The organism is Curtobacterium citreum (assembly GCF_006715175.1).
Taxonomy (GTDB): Bacteria; Actinomycetota; Actinomycetes; order Actinomycetales; family Microbacteriaceae; genus Curtobacterium; species Curtobacterium citreum.
Genome location: NZ_VFMQ01000001.1, coordinates 2,244,052 through 2,267,876, shown reverse-complemented (window position 1 = coordinate 2,267,876; position 23,825 = coordinate 2,244,052). Strand labels below are relative to the sequence as shown.

19 protein-coding genes are annotated in these 23,825 nt (G+C 72.6%); 17 read left to right on the top strand and 2 right to left on the bottom strand.

Going from position 1 to position 23,825, the window contains the following annotated elements; all coding sequences use genetic code 11:
- The first annotated feature begins 51 nt into the window (after positions 1 to 51).
- The 5 genes from FB462_RS10770 (at position 52) to FB462_RS10750 (ending at position 7,480) form a co-directional block, all read left to right on the top strand.
- The gene (locus FB462_RS10770; RefSeq protein ID WP_141861859.1) at positions 52 to 1,023 is read left to right on the top strand and encodes an AAA family ATPase; all 972 of its coding nucleotides are present in this window, start codon (positions 52 to 54) and stop codon (positions 1,021 to 1,023) included.
- Entirely contained in the window at positions 1,020 to 2,432 is a 1,413-nt protein-coding gene (locus tag FB462_RS10765; RefSeq protein WP_141861857.1) for a DUF58 domain-containing protein, read from the top strand. The genes FB462_RS10770 and FB462_RS10765 overlap by 4 nt, the downstream gene beginning before the upstream one ends.
- Positions 2,429 to 4,894 (top strand): transglutaminase domain-containing protein, encoded by a 2,466-nt coding sequence (locus tag FB462_RS10760; RefSeq protein ID WP_141861855.1) that lies wholly within the window; start codon positions 2,429 to 2,431, stop codon positions 4,892 to 4,894. The genes FB462_RS10765 and FB462_RS10760 overlap by 4 nt, the downstream gene beginning before the upstream one ends.
- A complete protein-coding gene (locus FB462_RS17690) occupies positions 4,891 to 6,633 on the top strand; it encodes a zinc-ribbon domain-containing protein (RefSeq protein WP_229666819.1) in 1,743 nt (580 codons plus the stop codon). Before FB462_RS10760 ends, FB462_RS17690 begins: the two co-directional genes overlap by 4 nt.
- A gap of 103 nt (positions 6,634 to 6,736) precedes the next feature.
- The gene (locus FB462_RS10750) at positions 6,737 to 7,480 is read left to right on the top strand and encodes a hypothetical protein (RefSeq protein WP_141861853.1); all 744 of its coding nucleotides are present in this window, start codon (positions 6,737 to 6,739) and stop codon (positions 7,478 to 7,480) included.
- Positions 7,481 to 7,491: 11 nt separating this feature from the next.
- On the opposite strand, the gene FB462_RS10745 is transcribed toward FB462_RS10750, so the two are convergent.
- Positions 7,492 to 8,484 (bottom strand): asparaginase, encoded by a 993-nt coding sequence (locus FB462_RS10745; protein WP_141861851.1) that lies wholly within the window; start codon positions 8,482 to 8,484, stop codon positions 7,492 to 7,494.
- Positions 8,485 to 8,518: 34 nt separating this feature from the next.
- Between FB462_RS10745 and FB462_RS10740 the strand changes: the two genes are divergently transcribed.
- The 12 genes from FB462_RS10740 (at position 8,519) to rbfA (ending at position 22,876) form a co-directional block, all read left to right on the top strand.
- Entirely contained in the window at positions 8,519 to 8,995 is a 477-nt protein-coding gene (locus FB462_RS10740) for an OsmC family protein (protein ID WP_229666820.1), read from the top strand.
- 6 nt (positions 8,996 to 9,001) lie between these two features.
- Complete coding sequence (locus FB462_RS10735) at positions 9,002 to 9,973, top strand: FKBP-type peptidyl-prolyl cis-trans isomerase (protein WP_141861847.1); 972 nt, start codon at positions 9,002 to 9,004, stop codon at positions 9,971 to 9,973.
- Between the two features lie 2 nt (positions 9,974 to 9,975).
- Positions 9,976 to 11,283 (top strand): 1-deoxy-D-xylulose-5-phosphate reductoisomerase, encoded by a 1,308-nt coding sequence (locus FB462_RS10725; protein WP_244289134.1) that lies wholly within the window; start codon positions 9,976 to 9,978, stop codon positions 11,281 to 11,283.
- A gap of 122 nt (positions 11,284 to 11,405) precedes the next feature.
- Entirely contained in the window at positions 11,406 to 12,740 is a 1,335-nt protein-coding gene (locus FB462_RS10720) for a M50 family metallopeptidase (protein WP_175326338.1), read from the top strand.
- Between the two features lie 16 nt (positions 12,741 to 12,756).
- A complete protein-coding gene (locus FB462_RS10715) occupies positions 12,757 to 14,202 on the top strand; it encodes a purine-cytosine permease family protein (RefSeq protein WP_141861845.1) in 1,446 nt (481 codons plus the stop codon).
- Entirely contained in the window at positions 14,199 to 14,774 is a 576-nt protein-coding gene (locus FB462_RS10710; protein WP_058742889.1) for a cysteine hydrolase family protein, read from the top strand. Before FB462_RS10715 ends, FB462_RS10710 begins: the two co-directional genes overlap by 4 nt.
- A gap of 50 nt (positions 14,775 to 14,824) precedes the next feature.
- A complete protein-coding gene (gene ispG / locus FB462_RS10705; RefSeq protein ID WP_058742895.1) occupies positions 14,825 to 15,958 on the top strand; it encodes a flavodoxin-dependent (E)-4-hydroxy-3-methylbut-2-enyl-diphosphate synthase in 1,134 nt (377 codons plus the stop codon).
- A gap of 37 nt (positions 15,959 to 15,995) precedes the next feature.
- Positions 15,996 to 17,750 (top strand): proline--tRNA ligase, encoded by a 1,755-nt coding sequence (locus FB462_RS10700; protein ID WP_141861843.1) that lies wholly within the window; start codon positions 15,996 to 15,998, stop codon positions 17,748 to 17,750.
- Between the two features lie 197 nt (positions 17,751 to 17,947).
- The gene (gene nusA / locus FB462_RS10695; protein WP_141861841.1) at positions 17,948 to 18,943 is read left to right on the top strand and encodes a transcription termination factor NusA; all 996 of its coding nucleotides are present in this window, start codon (positions 17,948 to 17,950) and stop codon (positions 18,941 to 18,943) included.
- A 178-nt stretch (positions 18,944 to 19,121) separates the two neighbouring features.
- Complete coding sequence (locus FB462_RS10690) at positions 19,122 to 19,436, top strand: YlxR family protein (protein ID WP_114849987.1); 315 nt, start codon at positions 19,122 to 19,124, stop codon at positions 19,434 to 19,436.
- A gap of 75 nt (positions 19,437 to 19,511) precedes the next feature.
- Positions 19,512 to 22,343, top strand: coding sequence for a translation initiation factor IF-2 (infB, locus tag FB462_RS10685; protein ID WP_114849986.1), 2,832 nt, complete (start codon positions 19,512 to 19,514; stop codon positions 22,341 to 22,343).
- Positions 22,344 to 22,432: 89 nt separating this feature from the next.
- Positions 22,433 to 22,876, top strand: a complete 444-nt coding sequence (rbfA, locus tag FB462_RS10680) for a 30S ribosome-binding factor RbfA (RefSeq protein WP_058742112.1) — start codon at positions 22,433 to 22,435, stop codon at positions 22,874 to 22,876.
- Between the two features lie 3 nt (positions 22,877 to 22,879).
- Here rbfA and FB462_RS10675 read toward each other — a convergent pair whose 3' ends face one another.
- Complete coding sequence (locus FB462_RS10675; RefSeq protein WP_141861839.1) at positions 22,880 to 23,779, bottom strand: HhH-GPD family protein; 900 nt, start codon at positions 23,777 to 23,779, stop codon at positions 22,880 to 22,882.
- Between the last annotated feature and the right edge of the window lie 46 nt (positions 23,780 to 23,825).

Genomic DNA, 23,825 nt, shown 5'->3' with positions numbered 1-23,825 from the left:
GCTCCCCGTACGCTGCTGACACCGCATCCCCGAGAACGAGGACCCTCCCGCATGAGCATGACCCCCGAGCAGGCCACCTGGTTCGCCGACGTCGCCGGCCGCATCGTGACCAACGTCGAGCAGGTGCTCCTCGGGAAGACGTTCGTGATCCGTCTGGCCGTCACCGCGATGCTCAGCGAGGGACACCTGCTGCTCGAGGACGTCCCGGGCACGGGCAAGACGAGCCTCGCCCGCGCGATGGCGCAGAGCGTGCAGGGGTCGACGAACCGCATCCAGTTCACGCCGGACCTGCTCCCGGGTGACATCACCGGGATCAGCGTCTACGACCAGCGATCCCAGGAGTTCGACTTCCACCGCGGCCCGGTGTTCGCGAACATCGTGCTCGCCGACGAGATCAACCGTGCCAGTCCGAAGACCCAGTCCGCCCTGCTCGAGGCGATGGAGGAGTCGGCGGTCACGGTCGACGGCGTGAACCACCGCCTCGCCGCACCCTTCATGGTCATCGCGACGCAGAACCCCGTCGAGCAGGCCGGCACGTACCGCCTGCCCGAGGCGCAGCTCGACCGCTTCCTCTTGAAGACCTCGATCGGGTACCCGGACCACGCCGCGACGGTCCGGATCCTCGAGACCTCGTCCGCGCCGTCGGCCTCGGTGCCGCTCGCCGCCGTCGTGCCGGCTGCGACGATCACCGAGATGGCCGCCCTCGCCCGGACGGTGCACGTCGACCCGACGATCGCCGACTACGTGGCGCGCCTGGTGGACGCCACGCGCTCCGCGAACGAGGTCCGCCTCGGTGTGAGCGTGCGCGGTGCCATGGGCCTCGTCCGTGCGTCGCGCGTCCTCGCCGCGCTCAACGGCCGCCACTACGTCACCCCCGACGACGTCAAGGCACTCGCCGTCCCGGTGCTCGCGCACCGGCTGGTCCTCGACGCCGAAGCCGAGTTCGACGGGGTCAGCACGACGAGCGTCGTTGCGCAGCTCCTCGTCGAGACGCCGCCGCCGAGCGACCGGGCGGTCTCGTGAACGATCGTCGGTCCGCCGCGACGCGCTCACGGCGCGCCGCGACCCGGTCACGTCGGGGCGCCACCGTCACGGAGCGCACCGGGACGGTCGCCGGGCTGACGAACGTCCGGACCCGCCTGGTCGGCGACCGGGAGGGGGTCGCCGCCGACGCGGTCGTCGGGCTCGCGAAGGCCTGGTCCACGGCCTGGAGGCTCGTCCGTCGCGGGTGGACAGAGGTCTCCTCGGTGGTCACCGGCCTGGGATGGGCGGTCGCCGCCGTCACGCTGGTCGCGTTCGTCGTCGGGTACCGGTCCGGGCTGCGCGAGGTCGTCGTGGTCGGGTGGGCGGGGACCGTCCTGGTCCTCGTCGCGGCCGTCGCCCTCGTCGGTCGCTCGCGCCTGCTCATCCGGATGCGCCTGCCACAGCACCGCGTCGCCGTGGGGGACGAGGCCGGTGTCGTGGTCACGGCCGAGAACCCGGCGCGCCTGCCGTCGGTGCCCGCCACGGTCGAGGTCCCGGTCGGTCCGGGGCTGGTGGACGTCGCGATCCCGGGCATCCCGCCGCGGGGCACGTTCGAGCAGCGCGTCCCGGTCCCGACGGTCCGACGCGGTGTGCTCGACGTCGGACCCGTCACGGGCGTGCGTGCCGACCCCGTCGGGCTGGTCCGGCGCGAGGTCGTGTGGACCGCCCGCGAGCAGGTCATCGTCCACCCGCGCACGATCGCGATCCCCTCGACGAGCACCGGTCTGGTCCGGGACCTCGAGGGACAGGCGACCACCGACCTCTCGCCGGCGGACATCGCCTTCCACGCGATCCGCGAGTACATGCCCGGTGACGACCCCCGGACCATCCACTGGAAGTCGACGGCGAAGTCGGGCGCCCTGATGGTCCGGCAGTTCGAGGACACGCGCCGGTCCCACCTCGTCGTCGCCCTCGGCGTCGGACGCGGCGAGTTCGCGGACGACGACGAGTTCGAGCTCGCCGTGAGCGCCGCCGCGTCGCTCGGCACCCGGGCCGTCCGGGACGGCAGGGAGGTCTCCGTCGTCGTCTCCGCGCGGACCCCGGAGTACGCCAAGCGCGCCGTCTACGCCGTCCAGCCACTGCCCACGGTGACGCCCACCCGACTGCTCGACGCCTTCGCGACGGTCGGGCTCGCCGACTCGTGCCTGCCCGTGGCCGAGGTGTCGCGCATCGTGGGGGTCGAGACCACCGGGATCTCCGTCGCGTTCCTCGTCGTCGGCTCCACGGTCGGCCTGCCCGCCCTCCGCCTCGCAGCGACGCGCTTCCCGGTCGGCGTCGAGGTGGTCGCCGTGATCTGCGAACCGGAGGCCCAGCCCCGGTTCCTCCGCGTCGCCGGTCTGACCGTCGTGACGATCGGCTACCTGGACGACCTCCGCACCGCCCTGCACCGGCAGGCGGCCGCCGCGTGAGCGCCGTGACCGGGACGCGGGCCGACGCACGGCGTGCAGCCCGGCGTCGGGACGCGCGTCGCGAACCGCTGCGCCTGGTCGGCGGCACGCTCGTGGTCTGGCTCCTGCTCGCGGTCGGCAGCGTGTCGTGGTGGCCGGTCTACCGCGACGGGTCCATGGTCGCCGCTGCCGTCACCGCGGTGGTCGCCGGCTCGGTGGTCGCCCTCGCGGGGGCGGCGCTCCGCCTGCCCGCCCTCGTCGTCGGCGTCGCCACCGCTGCGGCCTTCGCCGCGACTGGCGTCCCCGCTGCCGTGCCGTCCGAGGCGGCCGGTCTGCTGCCGACCGGACCCGGTCTGGTGGACCTCGCGGCCGGTGTCGCACTCGACTGGAAGCGTCTGGTGACCATCAGCCTGCCGGTCGGGTCCTACGAGTCGCTGCTCGTCCCCTTCTTCGTCACGCTCCTCGTCGCGACGGTGACGGCCGTGAGCGTGGCGACCCGTGCCTCCCGTCCGGAACTCGCGAGCATCCCGGCTCTCGTCCTCTTCGCCGCCGGCGTCGTCGTCGGTCCGACGCGACTCGACGTGTCCGTGGCGAGTGCGGTCCTGCTCGGCGGGATCGCACTCGTCTGGGCGCTGACGGTGCGGTACGTCCGTCGCGCCGCGGCCGTGTCGCGCACCGTCGGGGCGCGGGTGCCGGTCTGGCGTTCGGTGCTCCGACCCGCGCTCGTCGGGACCGGCACGATCGTCGCGGCCGGGGTCGTGGCGACCGGACTCGGACTCGTCGTGCCACCGGCCGCGGACCGGACGGTCGCCCGCAGCGACGTCGTGAAGCCCTTCGACCCACGGGACCACGTGAGTCCGCTGAGCGGGTTCCGCGCGTACGAGGAGTTCGGCGCCGCCGATGCACCACAGCTGACGGTGACGGGTCTGCCCGCGGGCGGGTTCGTCCGGATCGCGACCCTCGACACGTACGACGGGGTCGTGTACCGCGTCGGCGGCGACGACGGGGCGTCGGCGTCCGGCACCTTCGAGCGCGTGCCGACGAGCGTCGACGTGCGCGGCGTGTCCGGCACCGACGTCCGCGTCGACGTGCGGGTCGACGGGTACCGGGGCGTGTGGCTGCCGACCGTCGGCGCCCTCCGTTCGGTGACGTTCCAGGGCGGCGACGCGGGCTCCGAACGCGGTGCGTTCTTCTACAACCGCACCACCAGCACCGGAGCGGTGGTGAGCGGGGTGGGCGACCGCACCCGCTACCAGCTCGACGCCGTCGTCCCGGACCAGCCGACGGACGCCCAGCTCGCCGACGCCCGACCGGGCACCGCCTCCGTCCCGACGCCGTCCGGCGTGCCGGACGCGGTCCGCGAGCGGGTCGAGGCGACGACCGCCGACGCGGGCTCCGACGGCGCGAAGCTCCTGGCTGCGGTGCAGGACCTCAAGCGGACGGGCTACGTGAGCCACGGCGTCGGCGACGACCGCGCCAGCCGCTCGGGTCACGGGGCGGACCGCATCCAGGAACTCCTGACGTCCCCGCTCATGATCGGCGACCAGGAGCAGTACGCCGTCACGGCCGCCCTGATGGCGCGCGAGCTCGGTTTCCCGGCACGGGTGGTGATGGGCTTCACCGCCGGGGGAGACGCCGGTGGGGACGCCGCTGAGACGGCAGGCGGCTCCGGCGGGACCACCACGTTCCGCGGTTCCGACGTCACCGCGCGGATCGAGGTCGACACCGCGCAGTACGGGTGGGTGATGCTCGACCCGAACCCGGTCGTGCGCGAGATCCCCGAGGAGCAGGACCAGACGCCGCAGCCGGTCACGCGTCCGGAGACCGTCGTCCCGCCGCCGCCGGTCGAGCAGCAGGACCAGGACCGGCAGGCGCCGCCGCAGAGCGACCGGAGCACCCCGCCGGTGCAGCCGCTCTGGTTGCAAGTGTTGCTCGCTGCCCTGCCGTGGGTGCTCGGCGTCCTCGCGCTGGCGGCCCTCGTGCTCCTGCCGTTCGCCGTCGTCGTCCTGCTCAAGCGCCTGCGACGGCGTCGGCGGCGCCGAGCCCCGACCCCGCGCGGGCGGATCGTCGGCGCCTGGGACGAGTACCGCGACGCCCTCGTCGACCGAGGGCACGACGTCACCCGCGCAGCCACGCGCAAGGAGGCCGTCGTCGGTGCACCGGGCGAGGGCGGGACGGGCCTCGCTGCGCTGGCGGACCGCGCGGTCTTCGGGCCGGACGACCCCGACGACCGCATCGCGAGCCGGATGTGGTCGGCGACCGAGGAAGCGGTCCGGAGCCTCCGCACCGGGCGGAACCGACGGCAGCGGTGGCGTGCGGCGGTGTCCGTCCGGTCCCTGCGTACGGGCAGCAGCCCCCGAACGGGGTCCCGACGTGTCTCGTCGGCCGGCCGGTGGCACCGCGGTCGTCCGGGCACGCGTGACTACGATGGGCCGGAGGCCGGCGAGCGTCGTGGACGGCCGAGTGAGGACCAACAACCGTGATCAGATGCGAACACTGCGGGTCGATGCTCCCCGAGGGGGCGATCTTCTGCGGTGAGTGCGGGCGATCGGTGAACGTCGCGGCGAACCGTCGTCCCGCGCCGGCAGCCCGGAACGACCAGACGACACCGCCGCCGCTGCAGCAGCCGGATCCGCAGGGCCGTCGCCCCGACCCGGCCACCGAGGCGTGGTTGCCCGAGGCGACCCTGGACCCCGCGACCCGGGCCTGGCTGACCGGCTCAGACCCGAACCCGACCGCCGCCCCCGCCGCACCGCACGGCATCGACCAGCGTGGTGCCGATCCGCGCGGGGCCGATTCGCGTGGTGCACGGACGCACGCGCACGGTGCGGTCTCCGGCGTCCACGTCCCCGCGACGGGCGCTCCGACCGCGCAGCCGGAGCCGCCCCTCGACCCGGAGCAGTACCCGTCGTCCTCGGTACCGGACGGTGCCGACGCCGAGTGGACGCGTCCCGCGGCTCCCCGTGAGCGACCGGCCGAGCAGACGGACCCGGTCGACGTGCCCGAGCCGCCCACCACCCCGGTCTGGCAGCCGCCGACGCAGTCGGCCCCGGTCGCGCCCTCCCGTCCGTCGTGGTGGGTCGGCCGTCCGCCGGCCGCTGAGGAGACCCCGACCGACGTCCCCGACGTCGCGCGGACCGACACCGCCCGGGACATGGCACGACCCCAGGAGAACGACACCGCCGTCGTCGAGCCCCTCGTCGACCGGCGCCCCTCGCGCCCGACACCGCTCGTGACCCCCGGGAGCGGATCCGCGACCTGTCACGTCTGCGGACACACGCTCGAGCCCGACGACATCTTCTGCGCCGAATGCGGAGCCGTGCGTCCCGCGGTGACCGCAGCGTTCACCGGACCCGTCGTCCCGCTGCCGATCGCCCGCCCGGACTGGGCTGCCGACGACCAAGCGCTCGTCGCAGCCGACGCGGTGGACGACGGCGACCAGGACAGTCGCGGCGACGACGCGACCGCCGCCGACGCTGATGCGAGCGACGCGAGCGCCGCGGACGAGCACGGTGCGGACGGGGACGACGCGACCGAGCACGACACGGACATGAACGCTGACGCCGACGAGCACGCCGCCGACGTGAGCGCGCCCAGCGCGGACGAGCACGACACGGGCGCAGGCGCGCTCGGCGGAGCGCCCGAGGCCGTCGGCCACGCGCCGCTCCCGCCGGTACCCGGCTCACCGACCGTCCCGTCCGCACCCGCAGCCGAGTGGACCGCGCCGCCCGTCACGAACGTCGCGACCACGGCCTCGGGTGCCCCCACCGCCCCTCCGCTTCCCGGTTCGACGGGGCCGGTGCTGCCGCCCACGGGGTCGGCGACGGCTCCGTCGAGTGCGGATGACCTGGACGAGGACGTCGAAGCGACCCGGATCGTCACGAAGGACACCGGCCGGGACCCCTTCGTCCTGCACTGCAGCACCGGGGAGCGCGTCGAGGTGCACGGTACCGGGCTGCTCGGTCGCCTGCCGCGGCCGCAGCCGGGGGAGCGGTTCGACGACCTCGTGACCGTCCACGACCCGGGGAAGTCCGTCTCGAAGACCCACCTCGAGCTCGGTCGGGACGGCGACGACCTCTGGGTCTCCGACCGGTTCTCGGGCAACGGCACGGTCATCCGGCACATCGACGGCTCGATCCGCCGCTGCGAGCCGGGGCGACGTTACCGCGTGGAGCGCGGGGCCCGCGTGGACATCGGCGAGCAGTTCTTCCTGGTGCAGTGACCGTGCGCTGTTCCTCCTCCACAACGGAGGAACAGCGCATCGCCCTCCACAGGACGGGCGGCTCCCTCCATGGGCAGGTCGTCCCTCTGCTGGACTGACCGGCGTGTCCCTCCTCGTCGCTCGAACCGCCCTCGTCGGCACCGCCGTGCTGCTCGGGCTCGCCGCGGTGCTCCTCGCGCTCGACGGACCCGCGAGGGCCGTCCTGTTCGGTGCGTCCAGCTGCTGCGCCCTGCTCGACCGTGCGGCGACCCGGTCGCTGCGGACGACGCCGGACGAGCCTGAACCGGAGTCGACGCGGAGGCATCTCGACCCGGGAACTAGCGACGACCGTCCGGCCCCCCAGGCGCAGTCCCGCCGGCCGGACCTGCTCCTCGGGCACGACGACGACGGCGAGCCGATCGGTCACGAACTCGGCACACCTGGGCGTCCGACGCACCTCGTGGTGGTCGGCACCGGCGCCCTCGCACTCGCGGTGTTCGTCGAACTCGCGGACCTGCTCCGTGCGACCACGACCGCGACCGCGACCACGACCGCGACCGGGACGGCGACGGCGATCCTCGGGGGCGACGTCCGGACGGCTCTCGCCGATGACCTCGTCGACGCTCGGCCGCCGGTCGCCGCGCTCGACGGCGCGCCGGCAGGCGTGTCCCTCCCCGCGGAGACGGCGGTGGCCGTCCTGTCCGATGCGGACGAGCGCATCCGGACGACGATCGTGCTCGTCCCGAGCGAGCGGATGCAGCCCCGGGCGTGGGACACCGTCGTCGAGGTCACCCGCTACGGATGCTCCGTGCGACGGGTGCAGGACCATCGCTCACGCGCGCTCGACCCCGCGTTGCCGACGCTGTGACGACGCCGGGTTCAGCGCAGGCCGGCGCCGACCCGCACCGCGCCGACGGGCACTCCGCCGCCGAGCACCTGCTCGCCCGTCGCACGCAGGACGTCCGCGACGCCCTCTGCGTCGACGTGCCCGTTCCGCTGCAGGAGCGTCAGCGCCGCGAGGGTCCCGGCGCGCTGGGAGCCGTCGAGCGTCTTCACGGCGACGGCCGCGCCTCCGGGCAGACCCATCACCATGACGCCCTCGGCACCGAACTTCGCGAGGACCTGCAGGCGCTCGATCGTGACGGTGTTGGCCCGCCCGACGCCGTCGATCGCCCACGGGTGGTGCAGGACCGCGTCGACGAGCGCGGCAGAGTCCGCGTCCGCTCGAGCGACGACTCCCGCGAAGCCGCGGGCGAGACCGGTCAGGGTCAGGGGGAACACCGGGGCGCCACACCCGTCCGTGCCGACCAGGTCGACCGTCTCCCGCGTGAACTCCTCGACGGTGTCACGGACGCGCTGCTGCAGCGGGTGGGCCATGTCCAGGTAGGTGGCCTCGTCCCAGCCGTTCACCCGGCAGGCGGCGAGCATGCCCGCGTGCTTCCCCGAGCAGTTCATCGCCAGGCGCCGGGGCTCTGCCATCGTGCGGGCCGTCGCCCGGTCGAACGGCATGTCCGGCGGGCAGCCCAGGTCGGCCTCGGTGTGGTCGAAGGACTCGAGCATGTGCAGGGCGAGGGCCTGGTGCGGGGCCGTGCCGGCGTGGCTCGCCGTGGTGAGCACGAGTTCCTCGTCGCTGAAGGACGCCCCGGCTCGGCGGATGGCCAGCGCCTGGAACGGCTTCATCGTCGACCGGGGGTAGATGCTCGCCGTCACGTCGCCGACCGCGTCGAGCACCCGACCGTCGGCACCGACGACGACACCGGCACCCACGTGCCGGCTCTCATCGAAGCCGTTGCGGTCGAGCACCGCGAGCTCGACGGAACCGTCGGCGGTGAGAGGATGGCGATCAGTGCGGACATCGGTGCTCACCGTCATGCCGCCAGCGTACCGACACCGACGAAGGGCCACCGTGAGCGACCACTCCTACGAGGTCTCCGTCAACTGGACCGGCAACCGCGGCACCGGGACGAGCGGCTACCGCGACTACGGCCGCGACCACCACGTCACCGCCGCGGGGAAGCCGTCCATCCCGGGATCGGCCGACCCGACGTTCCGTGGCGACGCGGACCGGTGGAACCCCGAGGAGATGCTGCTCGGCGCCCTCGCGCAGTGCCACATGATGAGCTACCTGTACGTCGCCGTGCAGCAGGGCTTCACCGTCCTCGACTACACCGACACCGCGACGGCGTCGCTCGACGTCCACCGTGACGGCACCGGCGAGGTCACCGCCGTCCACCTGCACCCGGTGGTCACGATCGCCGAACCGGACCGCGTCGCCGACGCCGACGCGGCGCACGCCCGCGCGAACGAACTCTGCTTCATCGCCCGCTCCGTGGCGTTCCCCGTCCACCACGCGCCGGTCACCAAGGTCCGTACGGCACACTAGGTCCCCGTGAAGCGTCTCCGCCTGCTCCCGATCGCCCTCGTCCCCGCCGTCGTGCTGGGACTCGCCGCCTGCTCCGGTTCGGGGTCGGGTGACGCGTCGGCCTCGCCGAGCGCGTCCTCGAGCGCGTCGGCCACGCCGATCTCCGCCTGCCCGAAGCCGGGTTCGGCGTCGAAGAGCATCGAGGTCAGCGGTGCGTTCGGCGGCAAGGAGGCCCCGACGGTCAGGTTCGACAAGGGCATCAGCGCGAAGACGCCGCAGGCCTCCACGGTCGTGCAGGGCGACGGTGCCGCGCTCAAGGACGGCGAGTTCGCGCAGGTCTCCTACGCCGTGTACCAGGCGAAGGACGCCTCGAAGCTCGGCGCGGTCGGCTTCGACCAGGGCAACCCGCAGGTCCTGTCGGTGGGCGGCACCGGCTTCGGTGCCCTGCTCGCCTGCACCAAGGTCGGCGACCGGGTCGCGGCGGTCGGTGCGTCCTCGGCGCTCGGCTTCACCACGAGCGGCGACATCGTCGTCGTCGCGGACGTGCTCGCGAAGACCCCGACGAAGGCGACCGGCACCCCGCAGGAGCAGAACCCCGCACTGCCCACGGTCAGGGACAAGGCGGACGGCGAGCCGGAGATCACGATCCCCGCCGGCGAGACCGCCCCCGCGAAGACCGAGGTCGAGGTCCTCAAGCAGGGCGACGGTGACACCGTGGCCGACGGGGACAGCGTCCTGGTGCAGTACAAGGGCGTGACGCTCGACGGCGGCAAGGAGTTCGACTCCTCGTGGTCGAAGGGCGCCCCCACCACCTTCACGGTTTCCGAGGGCTCGCTCATCAAGGGCTTCGTCACCGGCCTCGTCGGGCAGAAGATCGGCTCGCAGGTCCTCATCGTGACGACGGCCGAGGACGCCTACGGCTCGAACCCGCCCGAGGGCTCGAACATCCCGAAGGATGCCTCGCTCGTCTTCGTCGTCGACCTCCTGGCCAAGGGCTGACCATGACGCCGACCGGCCCGGCCGACGCGACCAGCCCGACCAGCCCGACCGGCCCGGCCGACGCGACCGGCCCGGCCGACGCGACCGGCCCGGCCGACGCGACCGGCCCGGCCGACGCGACCGGCCCGGCCGACGCGACCGGCCCGGCCGACGCGACCGGCCCGGCCGACGCGACCGGCCCGGCCGACGCGACCGGCCCGACCGACGCGACCGGCCCGACCGGCCCGACCGGACGGCGCCGCATCGTCGTCCTCGGCAGCACGGGCTCGATCGGCACCCAGGCCCTCGACGTCGTCGCCCGCAACCCCGACCGCTTCGAGGTCGTCGGCCTCACCGCCGGCACCAACCGCGAGCTCGTCGCCGAGCAGGCCGCCCGCTTCGGCGTCACGGAGACCGCGTTCGGCGCGGCCGACGCCGAACGCCTGGTCCGCGGTGTCGAGGCGGACGTCGTCCTCAACGGCATCACCGGCTCGGTCGGCCTCGGCCCGACCCTGGCGGCGCTGGACACCGGCGCGACGCTCGCCCTCGCGAACAAGGAGAGCCTGATCGTCGGCGGCCCGCTCGTGCAGGCCGCCGCCGCGCCCGGGCAGATCGTGCCCGTCGACAGCGAGCACTCCGCCATCGCGCAGGCGCTCCGCTCGGGCACCGGCGCCGAGGTCCGGCGGCTCGTCCTCACGGCGAGCGGCGGCCCGTTCCGCGGACGCTCCCGCGCCGAGCTCGTCGACGTCACGCCCGCGCAGGCGCTCGCACACCCGACGTGGGACATGGGACTCGTCGTCACGACGAACTCCGCGACGCTCGTCAACAAGGGCCTCGAGGTCATCGAGGCGCACCTGCTGTTCGGCGTGCCGTACGACCGCATCGACGTGACGGTGCACGCGCAGTCGATCGTGCACTCGATGGTCGAGTTCGTCGACGGCTCGACGATCGCCCAGGCCTCGCCGCCGGACATGCGCCTGCCGATCGCGCTCGGCCTGGCCTGGCCGGACCGCGTCCCCGGCGTGGGCGTCCCGCTCGACTGGACGACCGCGAGCACCTGGACCTTCGAACCGCTCGACACGCAGGCCTTCGGCGCCGTCGACCTCGCGAAGCACGTCGGGGTCCTCGGCGGCACGTTCCCCGCGGTCTTCAACGCCGCGAACGAGCAGGCCGTCGCCGCTTTCCACGCCGGAGCGATCGGCTTCCTCGACATCGTCGACACGGTCCGGCGCGTCGTCGACGCGCACACGGCGGGGGAGCCGTCCCTGGACGGCGTACTGGCGGCCGAGCGCTGGGCCCGCGACGCGGCGGACCGCGCGCTGACGCGCTGACGCGCTGACCCGACCCGTGCCTCCCGTCCGTCCCGTGGTGACCACCTGACGGACGGGAGGCCCGCCCCACCTCTCAGGATGCGCTCGGCTCCGTCATGGGCGGGGTCCCGTACCCTCTCCTGGTGACCGTCGAATCCGTGCTCCTGTTCGTCCTCGGCGTGGTCGTCTTCATCGTCGGCCTGCTGGTCTCGATCGGCCTCCACGAGCTCGGCCACCTGTCCTTCGCGAAGCTCTTCGGCGTCAAGGTCACGCAGTACTCGCTCGGGTTCGGCAAGGCGATGTGGTCCTTCCGCCGCGGCGAGACCGAGTACGGGATCCGCCCGATCCTGCTCGGCGGGTACATCTCGATGGTCGGCATGCTCAAGCCCCGGGCCTCGGGCAAGCCGAACGCGATCACGAACACCGGCATGTACGGCGCGTTCGTGCAGGACGCGCGCGAGGCGAGCGCCGCGCAGATCGCGGACTCCGGCGGCGACGACTCCCGCGCGTTCTACCGGCTGACCCCGTGGAAGCGCATCATCGTCATGGTCGCCGGCCCGGCGATGAACCTCGTCATCGGCATCGTCCTGTTCGGCGTGCTGCTGTGCGGCTTCGGTGCCCCGACGACGACCTTCACGTCGAGCGTCGACTGCGTCCTGCCGTCGAGCAGCGCCACGGCGTGCGCCCCGGGGGACGCCGAGTCACCCGCGAAGCAGGCCGGCATCCGGGACGGCGACGTCGTCCTGGCGGTGGACGGCCAGCAGGACCCGACGATCGCCGAGGTCTCGAAGGTCTTCCAGCGCTCCGCCGGCAAGACCGTGACGGTCGTGGTCGAGCGCGACGGTGCGCGGAAGACGCTCGAGGTCACGCCGCAGCTCGCCACCCGCGACGTCGTCACGGCCGAGGGCACGGCGGCGAAGAACGCGGACGGCACCACGAAGACGCAGCAGGTCGGTGTCGTGGGGGTCAGCATCGGGCAGTCCCTCGTGCGGCAGTCCCCGGCGGCCGTCCTCCCCGCGACGGGCGCGCAGATCGCCGCGTCGGCGCACCTGATCATCGACCTGCCGCAGCGGCTCGTCGCGGTGTGGAACGCGGCGTTCGGCTCGCAGGCGCGGTCCCAGGACAGCCCGGTCTCGGTCGTCGGCGTCGGCCGGGCCATCGGCGAGGTCTCGTCGATGAGCGGGGTCCCCGTGGTCGACAAGGTCTACACGATCCTCGGGCTCCTGGCGTCGCTCAACATCGGCCTGTTCGTGCTCAACATGGTGCCGCTCCTGCCGCTCGACGGCGGTCACATCGCCGGGGCGCTGTGGGAGGCCGTGAAGCGCCGCGCGTACCTGCTCGTCGGCAAGCCGGACCCGGGCGCGATCGACCTGGCCAAGACGATGCCGCTCACGATGGTCGTCGTCGTGCTCCTGGCCGGGATGAGCGCGCTCCTCGTCTACGCCGACATCGTGCGACCGGTGAACCTGTTCGGCTAGCACTACGCTCGGGCGCATGAGCACAGCCCCCGAGGTCCGCGCCGTCGAGCGCCAGGGCATCGACGTCATCGCCGAGTCCGACCGGAAGGGGCGGCCCCGCGGGCTGTTCTGGCCGTGGTTCGCCGCGAACGTCTCGGTGCTCGGCCTGAGCTACGGCTCGTTCGTCCTCGGGTTCGGCATCTCGCTGGCCCAGGCGACGATCGTGTCCGTCGTCGGCGTCGCGTTCTCGTTCCTGCTCTGCGGGATCGTCGCGATCGCCGGCAAGCGAGGCTCGGCGCCGACGATGGTCCTCAGCCGCGCGGCGTTCGGCGTGCGGGGGAACCGGCTGCCGTCGTTCCTGAGCTGGGTGCTCACCGTCGGGTGGGAGACCGCGCTGGCGTCCCTCGCGGTCCTGGCGACGTCGACCGTGTTCCGGGAGCTCGGCTGGGACGACGGCGTCGTGACGAAGCTCGTCGCCCTGGTCGTGGTCGCCGCGCTGGTGGTCGGGGCGGGGATCGCCGGCTTCGACGTCATCATGCGCCTGCAGACCGTGATCACCGTCGTCACCGCCGTGCTCACGGTGGTCTACGTCGTGCTCGCGGTGCCGTCGATCGACCTCGGCACGCTCGGCGCCCTGCCGTCCGGGAGCGCCCAGAACGTCCTCGGCGCACTCGTCCTCGTGATGACGGGCTTCGGGCTCGGCTGGGTCAACGCCGCTGCGGACTACTCGCGCTACCTGCCGCGGACCGCCTCGACCGGGGGCGTGGTCTGGTGGACGACGTTCGGCGGTGCGCTCGCCCCCGCCGTCCTGGTCGTGGTGGGCGTCCTGCTCGCGGGTTCGTCGAAGGACCTGAACAGCGCGATCGGCGCCGACCCGATCGGTGCGCTCACGACGATCCTGCCGGTGTGGTTCCTCGTCCCGTTCGCCCTCGTCGCGATCCTCGGGCTCGTCGGCGGTGCCGTGCTCGACATCTACTCGTCCGGGCTCGCGCTCCTCAGCGCCGGCGTCCGGATCCCGCGGCCCGTCGCGGCCGGGGTCGACGGCGTGTTCATGGTTGCCGGGGCCGTGTACGTGGTCTTCTTCGCGAAGGACTTCATCTCGCCGTTCCAGGCGTTCCTCGTGACCCTCGGCGTGCCGATCGCCGCCTGGGCGGGGGTGTTCGTCGCCGACGTGCTGCTGCGTCGCCGGGCCTACGCGGACGCCGAGCTCGACGACGTGCGGGGCCGCTACGGCGACGTGCGCTGGGCCGCGATCGGGCTCGTCGTCCTCGGGACCGTCCTCGGCTGGGGGCTCGTCACGAACACGTACGGCGTCCCGGCTTGGCTGAACTGGCAGGGCTACCTGCTCGAGCCGTTCGGCCTCGGTGGCCGGCAGGGCGCGTGGGCGTACGCCAACCTCGGCGTCCTCGTCGCGCTCGTGGTCGGGTTCGTCGGCACGCTCCTCACCGCGCGCGGGTCCGTGCGCCGCCAGGAGCAGGCGTGAGCGTCGTCGTCCCGCCCGACGCGTGGCTCGTCGCGATCGACCTGCAGCGCATCTTCACCGGTGACAGCCCGTGGGCGGCGCCGCGGTACGACGCGGCCGCCGCCGGGACCGGACGGCTGCTGCCCCGGTTCGCCGGTCGCACGGTCTTCACGCGCTTCGTCGCGCCCGAGCGGCCCGAGGGTGCCTGGGTGCCGTACTACCGGGACTGGCCGTTCGCGCTCGTCCCGGACGGCGACCCGCTGTACGGCCTGACCGAGCCCTTCGCATCCGCCGCGGTCGACCGACGCGACCCCGTCGTCACGGAACCGACCTTCGGCAAGTGGGGGACGAGCCTCCGCGCCGTCGTCGGCGACCACCCGCACCTCGTGCTCACCGGCGTCTCCACCGACTGCTGCGTGCTGAGCACCGCGCTGGCCGCGGCCGACGCCGGCGCGACCGTCACGGTCGTCGCCGACGCGTGCGCCGGCGCCACCGACGCCGACCACGAGCGCGCCCTCGACGCGATGCGGCTGTACGCCCCGCTCGTCACGGTCGTGGACCGCGGGACGGACCTGGTGACCAGCGCCGAGTGACGGCACCGCGAGCGCGTAGAGTGCACCTCGTGCCAGCAGTGAACCTCGGTCTGCCGAAAGTCCCCGAAACCCTGAGCCCGCGTCGGAAGTCGCGGCAGATCCGGGTGGGCAAGGTCCTCGTGGGCGGCGACGCTCCCGTCTCGGTGCAGTCGATGACCACCACGCCGACGACGAACATCAACGCGACGCTGCAGCAGATCGCCGAGCTCACCGCCTCCGGGTGCGACATCGTGCGCGTCGCGGTCCCGAGCCAGGACGACGCCGACGCGCTGCCGATCATCGCGAAGAAGTCGCAGATCCCGGTCATCGCCGACATCCACTTCCAGCCGAAGTACGTCTTCCAGGCCATCGACGCCGGGTGCGCCGCGGTCCGCGTGAACCCGGGCAACATCCGCAAGTTCGACGACCAGGTCGGCGCGATCGCCCGGGCCGCCAAGGACGCGGGCGTCTCGCTGCGCATCGGTGTGAACGCCGGGTCGCTCGAGCCGAGCCTGCTGCAGAAGTACGGCAAGGCCACGCCCGAGGCACTGGTCGAGTCCGCCGTGTGGGAAGCGTCCCTGTTCGAGGAGCACGACTTCCACGACTTCAAGATCTCGGTCAAGCACAACGACCCGATCGTCATGGTGAAGGCCTACCGGCAGCTCGCCGCCGCGGGGGACTGGCCGCTGCACCTCGGGGTGACCGAGGCCGGACCGGAGTTCCAGGGCACGATCAAGAGCGCCACGGCGTTCGGCATCCTGCTCGCCGAGGGCATCGGCGACACCATCCGCGTCTCGCTCTCCGCGCCGCCCGCGCAGGAGGTGAAGGTCGGCCTGCAGATCCTGCAGTCGCTCAACCTGCGCGAACGCAAGCTCGAGATCGTCTCGTGCCCGAGCTGCGGCCGCGCGCAGGTCGACGTCTACCAGCTCGCCAACGACGTCACGAAGGGGCTCGAGGGCATGACCGTCCCGCTCCGCGTCGCCGTCATGGGCTGCGTCGTGAACGGTCCGGGCGAAGCGCGCGAGGCCGACCTCGGCGTCGCGTCCGGCAACGGCAAGGGACAGATCTTCGTGAAGGGACAGGTGATCAAGACCGTGCCGGAGCGCGAGATCGTGCAGACCCTCATCGAGGAGGCCAACCGGCTCGCCGACGAGATGGGTCCGGACGCCACGACGGGTTCGCCCCAGGTCGTCACGACCCCCTAGTCGCGGGGAGGGCCGCGTGCGCCGCTAGGCTTGCCCCGTGGTCACACGGCTCTCCCATCTCTTCCTCCGCACGCTCCGCGACGACCCCTCCGACGCCGAGGTGACGAGCGCGAAGCTGCTCGTCCGCGCCGGCTACGTCCGTCGTCAGTCCCCGGGGATCTTCGCGTGGCTGCCGCTCGGCCTGCGCGTCCGCCGCCGCATCGAGGACATCGTCCGCCAGGAGATGGTGGCCGCCGGCGCGCAGGAGGTCCTGCTGCCCGCGCTCCTGCCGCGCGAGCCCTACGAGGCGACGAACCGCTGGGCCGAGTACGGCGACGGCATGTTCCGCCTGCAGGACCGCAAGGGCGCCGACTACCTGCTCGCGCCCACACACGAGGAGATGTTCGCGCTGCTCGTGAAGGACCTGTACGGCTCGTACAAGGACCTTCCCGTCACGCTGTTCCAGATCCAGGACAAGTACCGCGACGAGGCCCGGCCCCGCGCCGGACTCCTGCGCGGGCGCGAGTTCACCATGAAGGACGCGTACTCGTTCGACCTCACGGACGAGGGGCTCGAGCGCAGCTACCAGGTGATGCGGGACGCCTACGAGCGCATCTTCACCCGACTCGGCCTCGAGTACGTCATCGTCCAGGCGGACGCCGGCGCGATGGGCGGCTCGAAGTCCGAGGAGTTCCTGCACCCGATCGGCGTCGGCGAGGACACCTTCGTCCGGAGCGCCGGCGGCTACGCAGCGAACGTCGAGGCCTACGTCACCCCCGCGGCCGACAGCCTGCCGATCGAGGGGCAGCCGGAGCCCGTGCGCCTGCCCGCGGCGGACACGCCGACCATCGACACGCTCGTCGCGCACGCCAACGACGCCGCCCCCCGCGCGGACCGTCCGTGGACGGCTGCGGACACCCTGAAGAACGTCGTGCTCGCCCTGACGCACCTCGACGGCACCCGCGAGGTCGTCGTCGTCGGGCTCCCCGGCGACCGGGACGTCGACCTGAAGCGCGCCGAGGTGGCCTTCGCGCCCGCCGAGGTCGAGGCGGCCGGTGACGACGACTTCAAGCGCCACCCCGGCGTGTTCGTGAAGGGCTACATCGGCCCGCAGGTCCTGGGCGCCGACAGCCCCTCGGGCATCCGGTACCTCGTCGACCCCCGCGTCGCCGAGGGGACCGCGTGGGTCACCGGCGCGAACGAGCGCGGCGTGCACGTCTCCGGACTCGTCGCAGGTCGCGACTTCACCGCGGACGGCACCGCCGACGTCGCGGACGTCCGAGCCGGCGACCCCGCACCGGACGGCTCGGGCCCCCTCGAGACCGCCCGCGGCATGGAGATCGGGCACGTCTTCCAGCTCGGCCGCAAGTACGCCGAGGCCCTCGGACTCAAAGTCCAGGACGAGAACGGCAAGCTCGCGACCGTCACGATGGGTTCGTACGGCATCGGCGTCACGCGCATCATGGCGATCCTCGCCGAAGCGCACAACGACGAGAAGGGCCTCGCCTGGCCGAAGGAGATCGCACCGTTCGACGTGCACGTGGTCGCCACCGGCAAGGACGAGGTCGCCTACGACGTCGCCTCGTCGCTCATCGCGACCCTCGAGGGCGAGCGGTACGACGTCGTCTACGACGACCGCCCGAAGGTCTCGCCCGGCGTGAAGCTCCGCGACGCCGAGCTTCTCGGCGTGCCAGTGGTCATCGTCGCCGGTCGGAGCGCCGCCGACGGCGTCGTCGAACTGTGGGACCGCCGCTCCGGCGAGCGGCGAGACGTGCCGGTCGCGGAGCTGCTCGAGGCGGTCCGCGCGATCTGATCGCGACCCCGTGAGGGACGGGCGCGCTCCGCTCGGCGGCGACGCGGAGCGTTGCGCGGGGCGCGCCGACCGAGCCTGCGAGGGAGGCGTGGCGGGTCCGCCACGCGCCTCCCGTCCTGTTCTGGGGTACGCTGGTCGCCGACTTCCGCGCAGATCCAACCCGCGGAGGCGACTCAGCTGAATACGGAGGCACCTCGGTGAAGATCGACCTCGCAGTCCTGCGACTCATGGAGCGCGAGCGGGAGATCCCGTTCGACGAACTCGTCCAGATCATCGAATCCGCCATCCTGACGGCGTACCAGAAGCACCGCGCGGAGAACGACGAGCCCGTCGACGCCCAGGCGCGTGTCGAGCTCGACCGCAAGTGCGGCGAGGTCTCGGTCTACGTGCCGGAGCGTGACGAGGAGGGCACCGTCGTCGGCGAGGCCGTCGACCAGCCGAGCGACTTCGGCCGCATCGCCGCCTTCGCCGCGAAGCAGGTCATCAACCAGCGCCTCCGCGACATCGGCGACGACAAGATCCTCGGCCAGTTCCGCGGCAAGGAGGGTGACATCGTCGCGGGCGTGATCCAGCAGGGTCCGAACCCGAAGATGGTGCACGTCGACCTCGGCACGGTCGAGGCGATCCTCCCGCCCGAGGAGCAGGTCCCAGGCGAGGAGTACAAGCACGGCAACCGCATCCGCGTCTACGTCACGAGCGTCGGCCGCGGGGCGAAGGGCCCGCAGATCACGGTCTCGCGCACACACCCCGGGCTCGTCCGCAAGCTCTTCGCGCTCGAGGTCCCGGAGATCGCCTCCGGTGTCGTCGAGATCACGTCGATCGCCCGCGAGGCCGGGCACCGCACGAAGCTCGCCGTGAAGGCGAACGAGTCCGGCGTGAACGCGAAGGGTGCCTGCATCGGTGAGCTCGGCGCCCGCGTGCGTGCCGTGACGACCGAGCTCGGCGCGGAGAAGATCGACATCGTCGACTACTCGTCCGACCTGGCGTCCTTCGTCGCGAGCGCCCTGTCGCCGGCGAAGGTGACGAGCGCGTTCGTGCTCGACGCCTCGACGAAGGCCGTCCGCGCGCTCGTGCCGGACTACCAGCTGTCGCTCGCGATCGGCAAGGAAGGGCAGAACGCCCGCCTCGCCGCGAAGCTCACCGGCGCGCGGATCGACATCCAGCCGGACTCGATCCTGGACGGCGACGAGTAGGGATCGACATCCAGGCAGTGCCGGTCAGGGCTCGATCCTGGACGGCGACGAGTAGGGTCGACATCCAGGCAGTGCCGGTCAGGGCTCGATCCTGGACGGCGACGAGTAGGCGCGTTTTCGCTGGTGGCGTGGCCCGGTCGGGCGCGCCGGATCGCGGTCGTCGGAGGTGAGGAGTAAGATGGTTCCCGTCAGAACGTGCATCGGCAGTCGTCGCCGTGCTCCCCGGTCCTCCCTCCTCCGTGTCGTCGCCTCGAGCGACGGTCGCGTCGTGGCGGACCCGAAGGCAGTCATGCCGGGCAGGGGAGCGTGGCTCACCCCGACCGTCGAAGCCTACGAACTGGCCGTCAAGCGCCGGGCCTTCCGCCGGGCGCTCCGGCTGGATCGCGAACCCGACACGTCCGCAGTGCTCGACCACCTGCACGGCCTCGCAGCCGAGCAGTCGGGCGGACACCAGGACACGACAGAACAGGCTGAACGGCTTATGGACAACTGATGAGCGGCTCGAAATGAGACCCGTCATCCAGTGAGTCCTGCCCCCTTCGCGGGGTGGGACCCGTGAAGGAGAACAGTGGCAAAACCACGCGTACACGAGATCGCATCCGAACTCGGTGTCGACAGCAAGACCGCAATGGAGAAGCTCAAGGAGCTCGGCGAGTTCGTCAAGGGCCCGAGCTCCAGTGTGGAACCCCCCGTCGCGCGCAAGCTCCGTGCTGCGCTGCAGGCGTCCGGCGCCTCGTCGTCGGCTCCGGCAGCGTCGGCCACGCCGAGCGCGCCCGCCAAGACCGCAGCGCCGAAGTCGAGCGCGCCGAAGCCCGGCGGCCCCCGCCCGGGTCCGGCCCGTCCGGCACCGGCCCCGCAGCCCGAGCCCCAGGCGCAGGCCCCGGCCAGCGACGCCCCGGTGCCCGCTGCACCGAAGTCGGTCGCCCAGCGCCAGGCCGAGGCCGAGGCCGCACGCAAGGCCGCAGCCGACGAGAAGGCCGCGAGCCAGGCGTCCGGTGGCACGACCGCGCCGAAGGGTGACGCCGTCAAGCCCGGCGGTTCCCCGAAGCCGGGCGCAGCAGCCGGCCCGAAGCCGGGTGGCCCGAAGCCGGGCGCACGTCCCGGCAACAACCCCTACGCGTCGAGCCAGGGCATGGGCTCGCGCCCGCCGCGTCCGGGCAACAACCCGTACTCCTCGAACCAGGGCATGGGACAGCGTCCCGCCGGAGGCGCCGGTGGCGGCAACGGCATCCCGCGTCCGGCACCGCCGCGTCCGGGCGCCCCGCGTCCCGGAGCGCCGCGTCCGGGTGGCCCCGGTCAGGCGAACCGTCCCAACGGCTTCGGGCAGCGCCCGGGCCAGGGTGGCGGCCGTGGTGGCCCCGGCGGTCGTCCGGGTGCCCCGGGTGCCGGCGGCGGCTTCCCGCGTCCGGCGTTCTCCGGCCCGCGTCCCGCCGGTGGCGGTGGCCGTGGTCGTGGCCCCGGTGGTGGGACCGCCGGTGCGTTCGGTCGCGGTGGTGGCAAGAGCCGTGCCCGCAAGTCGAAGCGGACGAAGCGCGCCGAGTACGAGATGCGGCAGGCGCCGTCGCTCGGCGGCGTGCAGGTCCCTCGTGGCGACGGCAACACGGTCGTCCGTCTGCGCCGTGGTGCGAGCATCTCGGACTTCGCGGACAAGATCGACGCGATGCCCGGCAACCTCGTGACGGTGCTGTTCCACCTCGGTGAGATGGCGACCGCCACGGAGTCCCTGGACGAGGCCACGTTCGAGGTCCTCGGCGAGGAGCTCGGCTACAAGATCCAGATCGTCTCGCCCGAGGACGAGGACCGTGAGCTCCTCGAGGGCTTCGACATCGACCTCGATGCCGAGCTCGAGGACGAGGACGACGACGTGCTGCAGCAGCGGCCGCCGGTCGTCACCGTCATGGGCCACGTCGACCACGGCAAGACCCGCCTCCTCGACGCGATCCGCAACTCGAAGGTCGTCGAGGGCGAGGCCGGTGGCATCACCCAGCACATCGGTGCGTACCAGATCACGACCGAGCACGAGGGCATCGACCGCCCGATCACCTTCATCGACACCCCGGGTCACGAGGCGTTCACCGCCATGCGTGCCCGTGGTGCCCAGGTGACGGACATCGCGATCCTCGTGGTCGCGGCGGACGACGGCATCATGCCCCAGACGATCGAGGCACTGAACCACGCGCAGTCGGCCGGTGTGCCGATCGTGGTCGCGGTGAACAAGATCGACAAGGAGGGCGCGAACCCGGCGAAGGTCCGGCAGCAGCTCACCGAGTACAACCTGGTGGCCGAGGAGTACGGCGGCGACGTCATGTTCGTCGACGTGTCGGCGCGCAACAACGTCGGCATCCAGGACCTCCTCGACGCCGTGCTGCTCACCGCCGACGCGGGTCTCGACCTGCGTGCGAACCCCGACAAGGACGCACGCGGTGTCGCGATCGAAGCCCGACTCGACAAGGGTCGCGGTGCGGTCGCCACGGTGCTCATCCAGTCCGGCACGCTCCACGTCGGTGACGCCATCGTGGCGGGTACGGCCTACGGCCGCGTCCGTGCGATGACCGACGAGGACGGCAACGCGGTCACTGCCGCGACGCCGAGCCGCCCGGTCCAGGTGCAGGGTCTGTCGTCGGTGCCGCGCGCCGGTGACACGTTCCTCGTCACCGAAGAAGACCGCACGGCCCGTCAGATCGCCGAGAAGCGTGAAGCCGCCGAGCGCAACGCCCAGCTGGCCAAGGCCCGCAAGCGCATCTCGCTCGAGGACTTCACCCGCGCACTCGAAGAGGGCAAGGTCGACTCGCTCAACCTCATCATCAAGGGTGACGTCTCCGGTGCCGTCGAGGCACTCGAGCAGTCGCTCCTGGACATCGAGGTCGACGACAGCGTCCAGCTCCGGATCCTGCACCGCGGCGTCGGTGCGATCACGGAGTCGGACATCGACCTGGCCACGATCGACAACGCGATCGTCGTCGGCTTCAACGTCCGCCCGGACGTCAAGGCCCGCGAGCGTGCGGCGCGCGAAGGCATCGACGTGCGCTTCTACTCGGTCATCTACAACGCACTCGAGGACATCGAGCAGTCCCTCAAGGGCATGCTCAAGCCCGAGTACGAAGAGGTCCAGTCGGGTGTCGCCGAGATCCGCGAGGTGTTCCGCTCCTCGAAGTTCGGCAACATCGCCGGTGTCATCGTCCGCTCCGGCACGATCACGCGCAACGCCAAGGCGCGCGTCATCCGTGACGGTGTGGTGCTCGCCGACGGACTGGCCATCGAGTCGCTGCGTCGTTTCAAGGACGACGTCACCGAGGTCCGCACGGACTTCGAGGCCGGTATCGGTCTGGGCAAGTACAACGACATCCAGGTCGGTGACGAGATCGAGACCACAGAGCTCGTCGAGAAGCCTCGCGACTGACGCCTGGCTAGTCTGGACCCCGCTCCTCCCTCGGGAGGGGCGGGGTCCACCCGTTCCACCAGAAGAATCCCTGCCCCAGGAGGCACCCAATGGCCGATCCGCAGCGCGCACGCAAGATGGCGGACCGCATCAAGGAAGTCGTCGCTCGTCGACTCGACAAGGGTCTGCGCGACCCGCGTCTCGGCTTCGTCACGATCACCGACGTCCGCGTCACCGGGGACCTGCAGCACGCCTCGGTCTTCTACACCGTCTACGGCTCCGACGAGGAGCGTGCCGACTCCGCCGCGGCGCTCAAGGCCGCGACCGGCATGCTCCGGAGCGAGGTCGGCAAGAACATCACGGCACGGCTCACCCCCTCGCTCGAGTTCATCGCCGACGCCCTGCCGGAGACCTCGGCGCACATGGAGGACCTGCTCGCCCAGGCGCAGATGCGCGACGCGCAGGTGAAGGCGGCCTCGGCCGGTGCGCAGTACGCCGGCGACGCCGACCCGTACAAGCACGACGACGAGGACGAGGACGACGACCGCGCCTGACCCTCACGCACTCGGGAGCGTGTACCCGCCCGCATCGTCCCCGACGGCCAGCCCGTCGCGGAGGAGCGAGGTGAGGGCACGCTCCCGCTGTGCGTCGTCCGGCCAGACCAGGTCGATCTCGGAACGGAGCACGGGGACGTCGCTCGACCGCAGCTCGGCCATGATCAGGCCGCGCACCTGCCGGTCGCTCCCGGCGAAGCGCGCCTGCTTCGGTGCTCGCGGTCCGTCGTGCTCCGGGTACCCCGCGGCGCGCCAGGCGCACCGGTCGGCGATCGGGCAGGTGTCGCACGCGGGGGAGCGGGCGACGCAGACCAGCGCCCCGAGCTCCATCGCGGCCGCGTTCGTCGCCGCCGCCAGGTCGCGTTCCTCGGGCAGCACGGACGCCATCAGCGGCAGGTCCTGCTTCGCCTTCGCCGGTCCCGGCTCGCCCTGCCCGAGCAGCGCGCGGGCGAGGACCCGCCGGACGTTGACGTCGACGACCGGGTGGCGGTCGCCGTACGCGAACACCGCGACGGCACGCGCGGTGTAGTCACCGATCCCCGGCAGCGCGAGCAGGGCGTCGACGTCCCGCGGCACGACGTTGTCGTGCTGTTCCGCGATGGCGGTCGCCGCCGCGTGCAGCGCGAGCGCGCGACGCGGGTAGCCGAGCCGGTCCCAGGCACGCACCGCGTCCGCCGGGGGTGACGCCGCGAGGTCCGCAGGCGTCGGCCACCGGGTGAGCCACGCCTCCAGTCGGGGGACGACGCGCGCGACCTGCGTCTGCTGCAGCATGACCTCGCTGACCAGCGTGCCCCACGCCGGGAAGCCGGGGCGGCGCCACGGCAGGTCACGCGCCTCGGCGCGGAACCAGGCGACCAGCGGCGTCGCGAGGTCGGGTCGGGTCGCGTCCGACGGTTCGTCCACAGGAGGACGGGAGGCTCCGCTCGCGTTCACCACGACAGCCTACGGT

Bases quoted from the DNA above. Each gene is read 5' to 3' on its own strand.
- FB462_RS10715 (WP_141861845.1), top strand. From the start codon at position 12,757: ATGAGCACAGCCCCCGAGGTCCGCGCCGTCGAGCGCCAGGGCATCGAC.
- FB462_RS10745 (WP_141861851.1), bottom strand. From the start codon at position 8,484: ATGACGGTGAGCACCGATGTCCGCACTGATCGCCATCCTCTCACCGCC.
- FB462_RS10725 (WP_244289134.1), top strand. From the start codon at position 9,976: ATGACGCCGACCGGCCCGGCCGACGCGACCAGCCCGACCAGCCCGACC.
- FB462_RS10770 (WP_141861859.1), top strand. From the start codon at position 52: ATGAGCATGACCCCCGAGCAGGCCACCTGGTTCGCCGACGTCGCCGGC.
- rbfA (WP_058742112.1), top strand. From the start codon at position 22,433: ATGGCCGATCCGCAGCGCGCACGCAAGATGGCGGACCGCATCAAGGAA.
- FB462_RS10690 (WP_114849987.1), top strand. From the start codon at position 19,122: ATGGTTCCCGTCAGAACGTGCATCGGCAGTCGTCGCCGTGCTCCCCGG.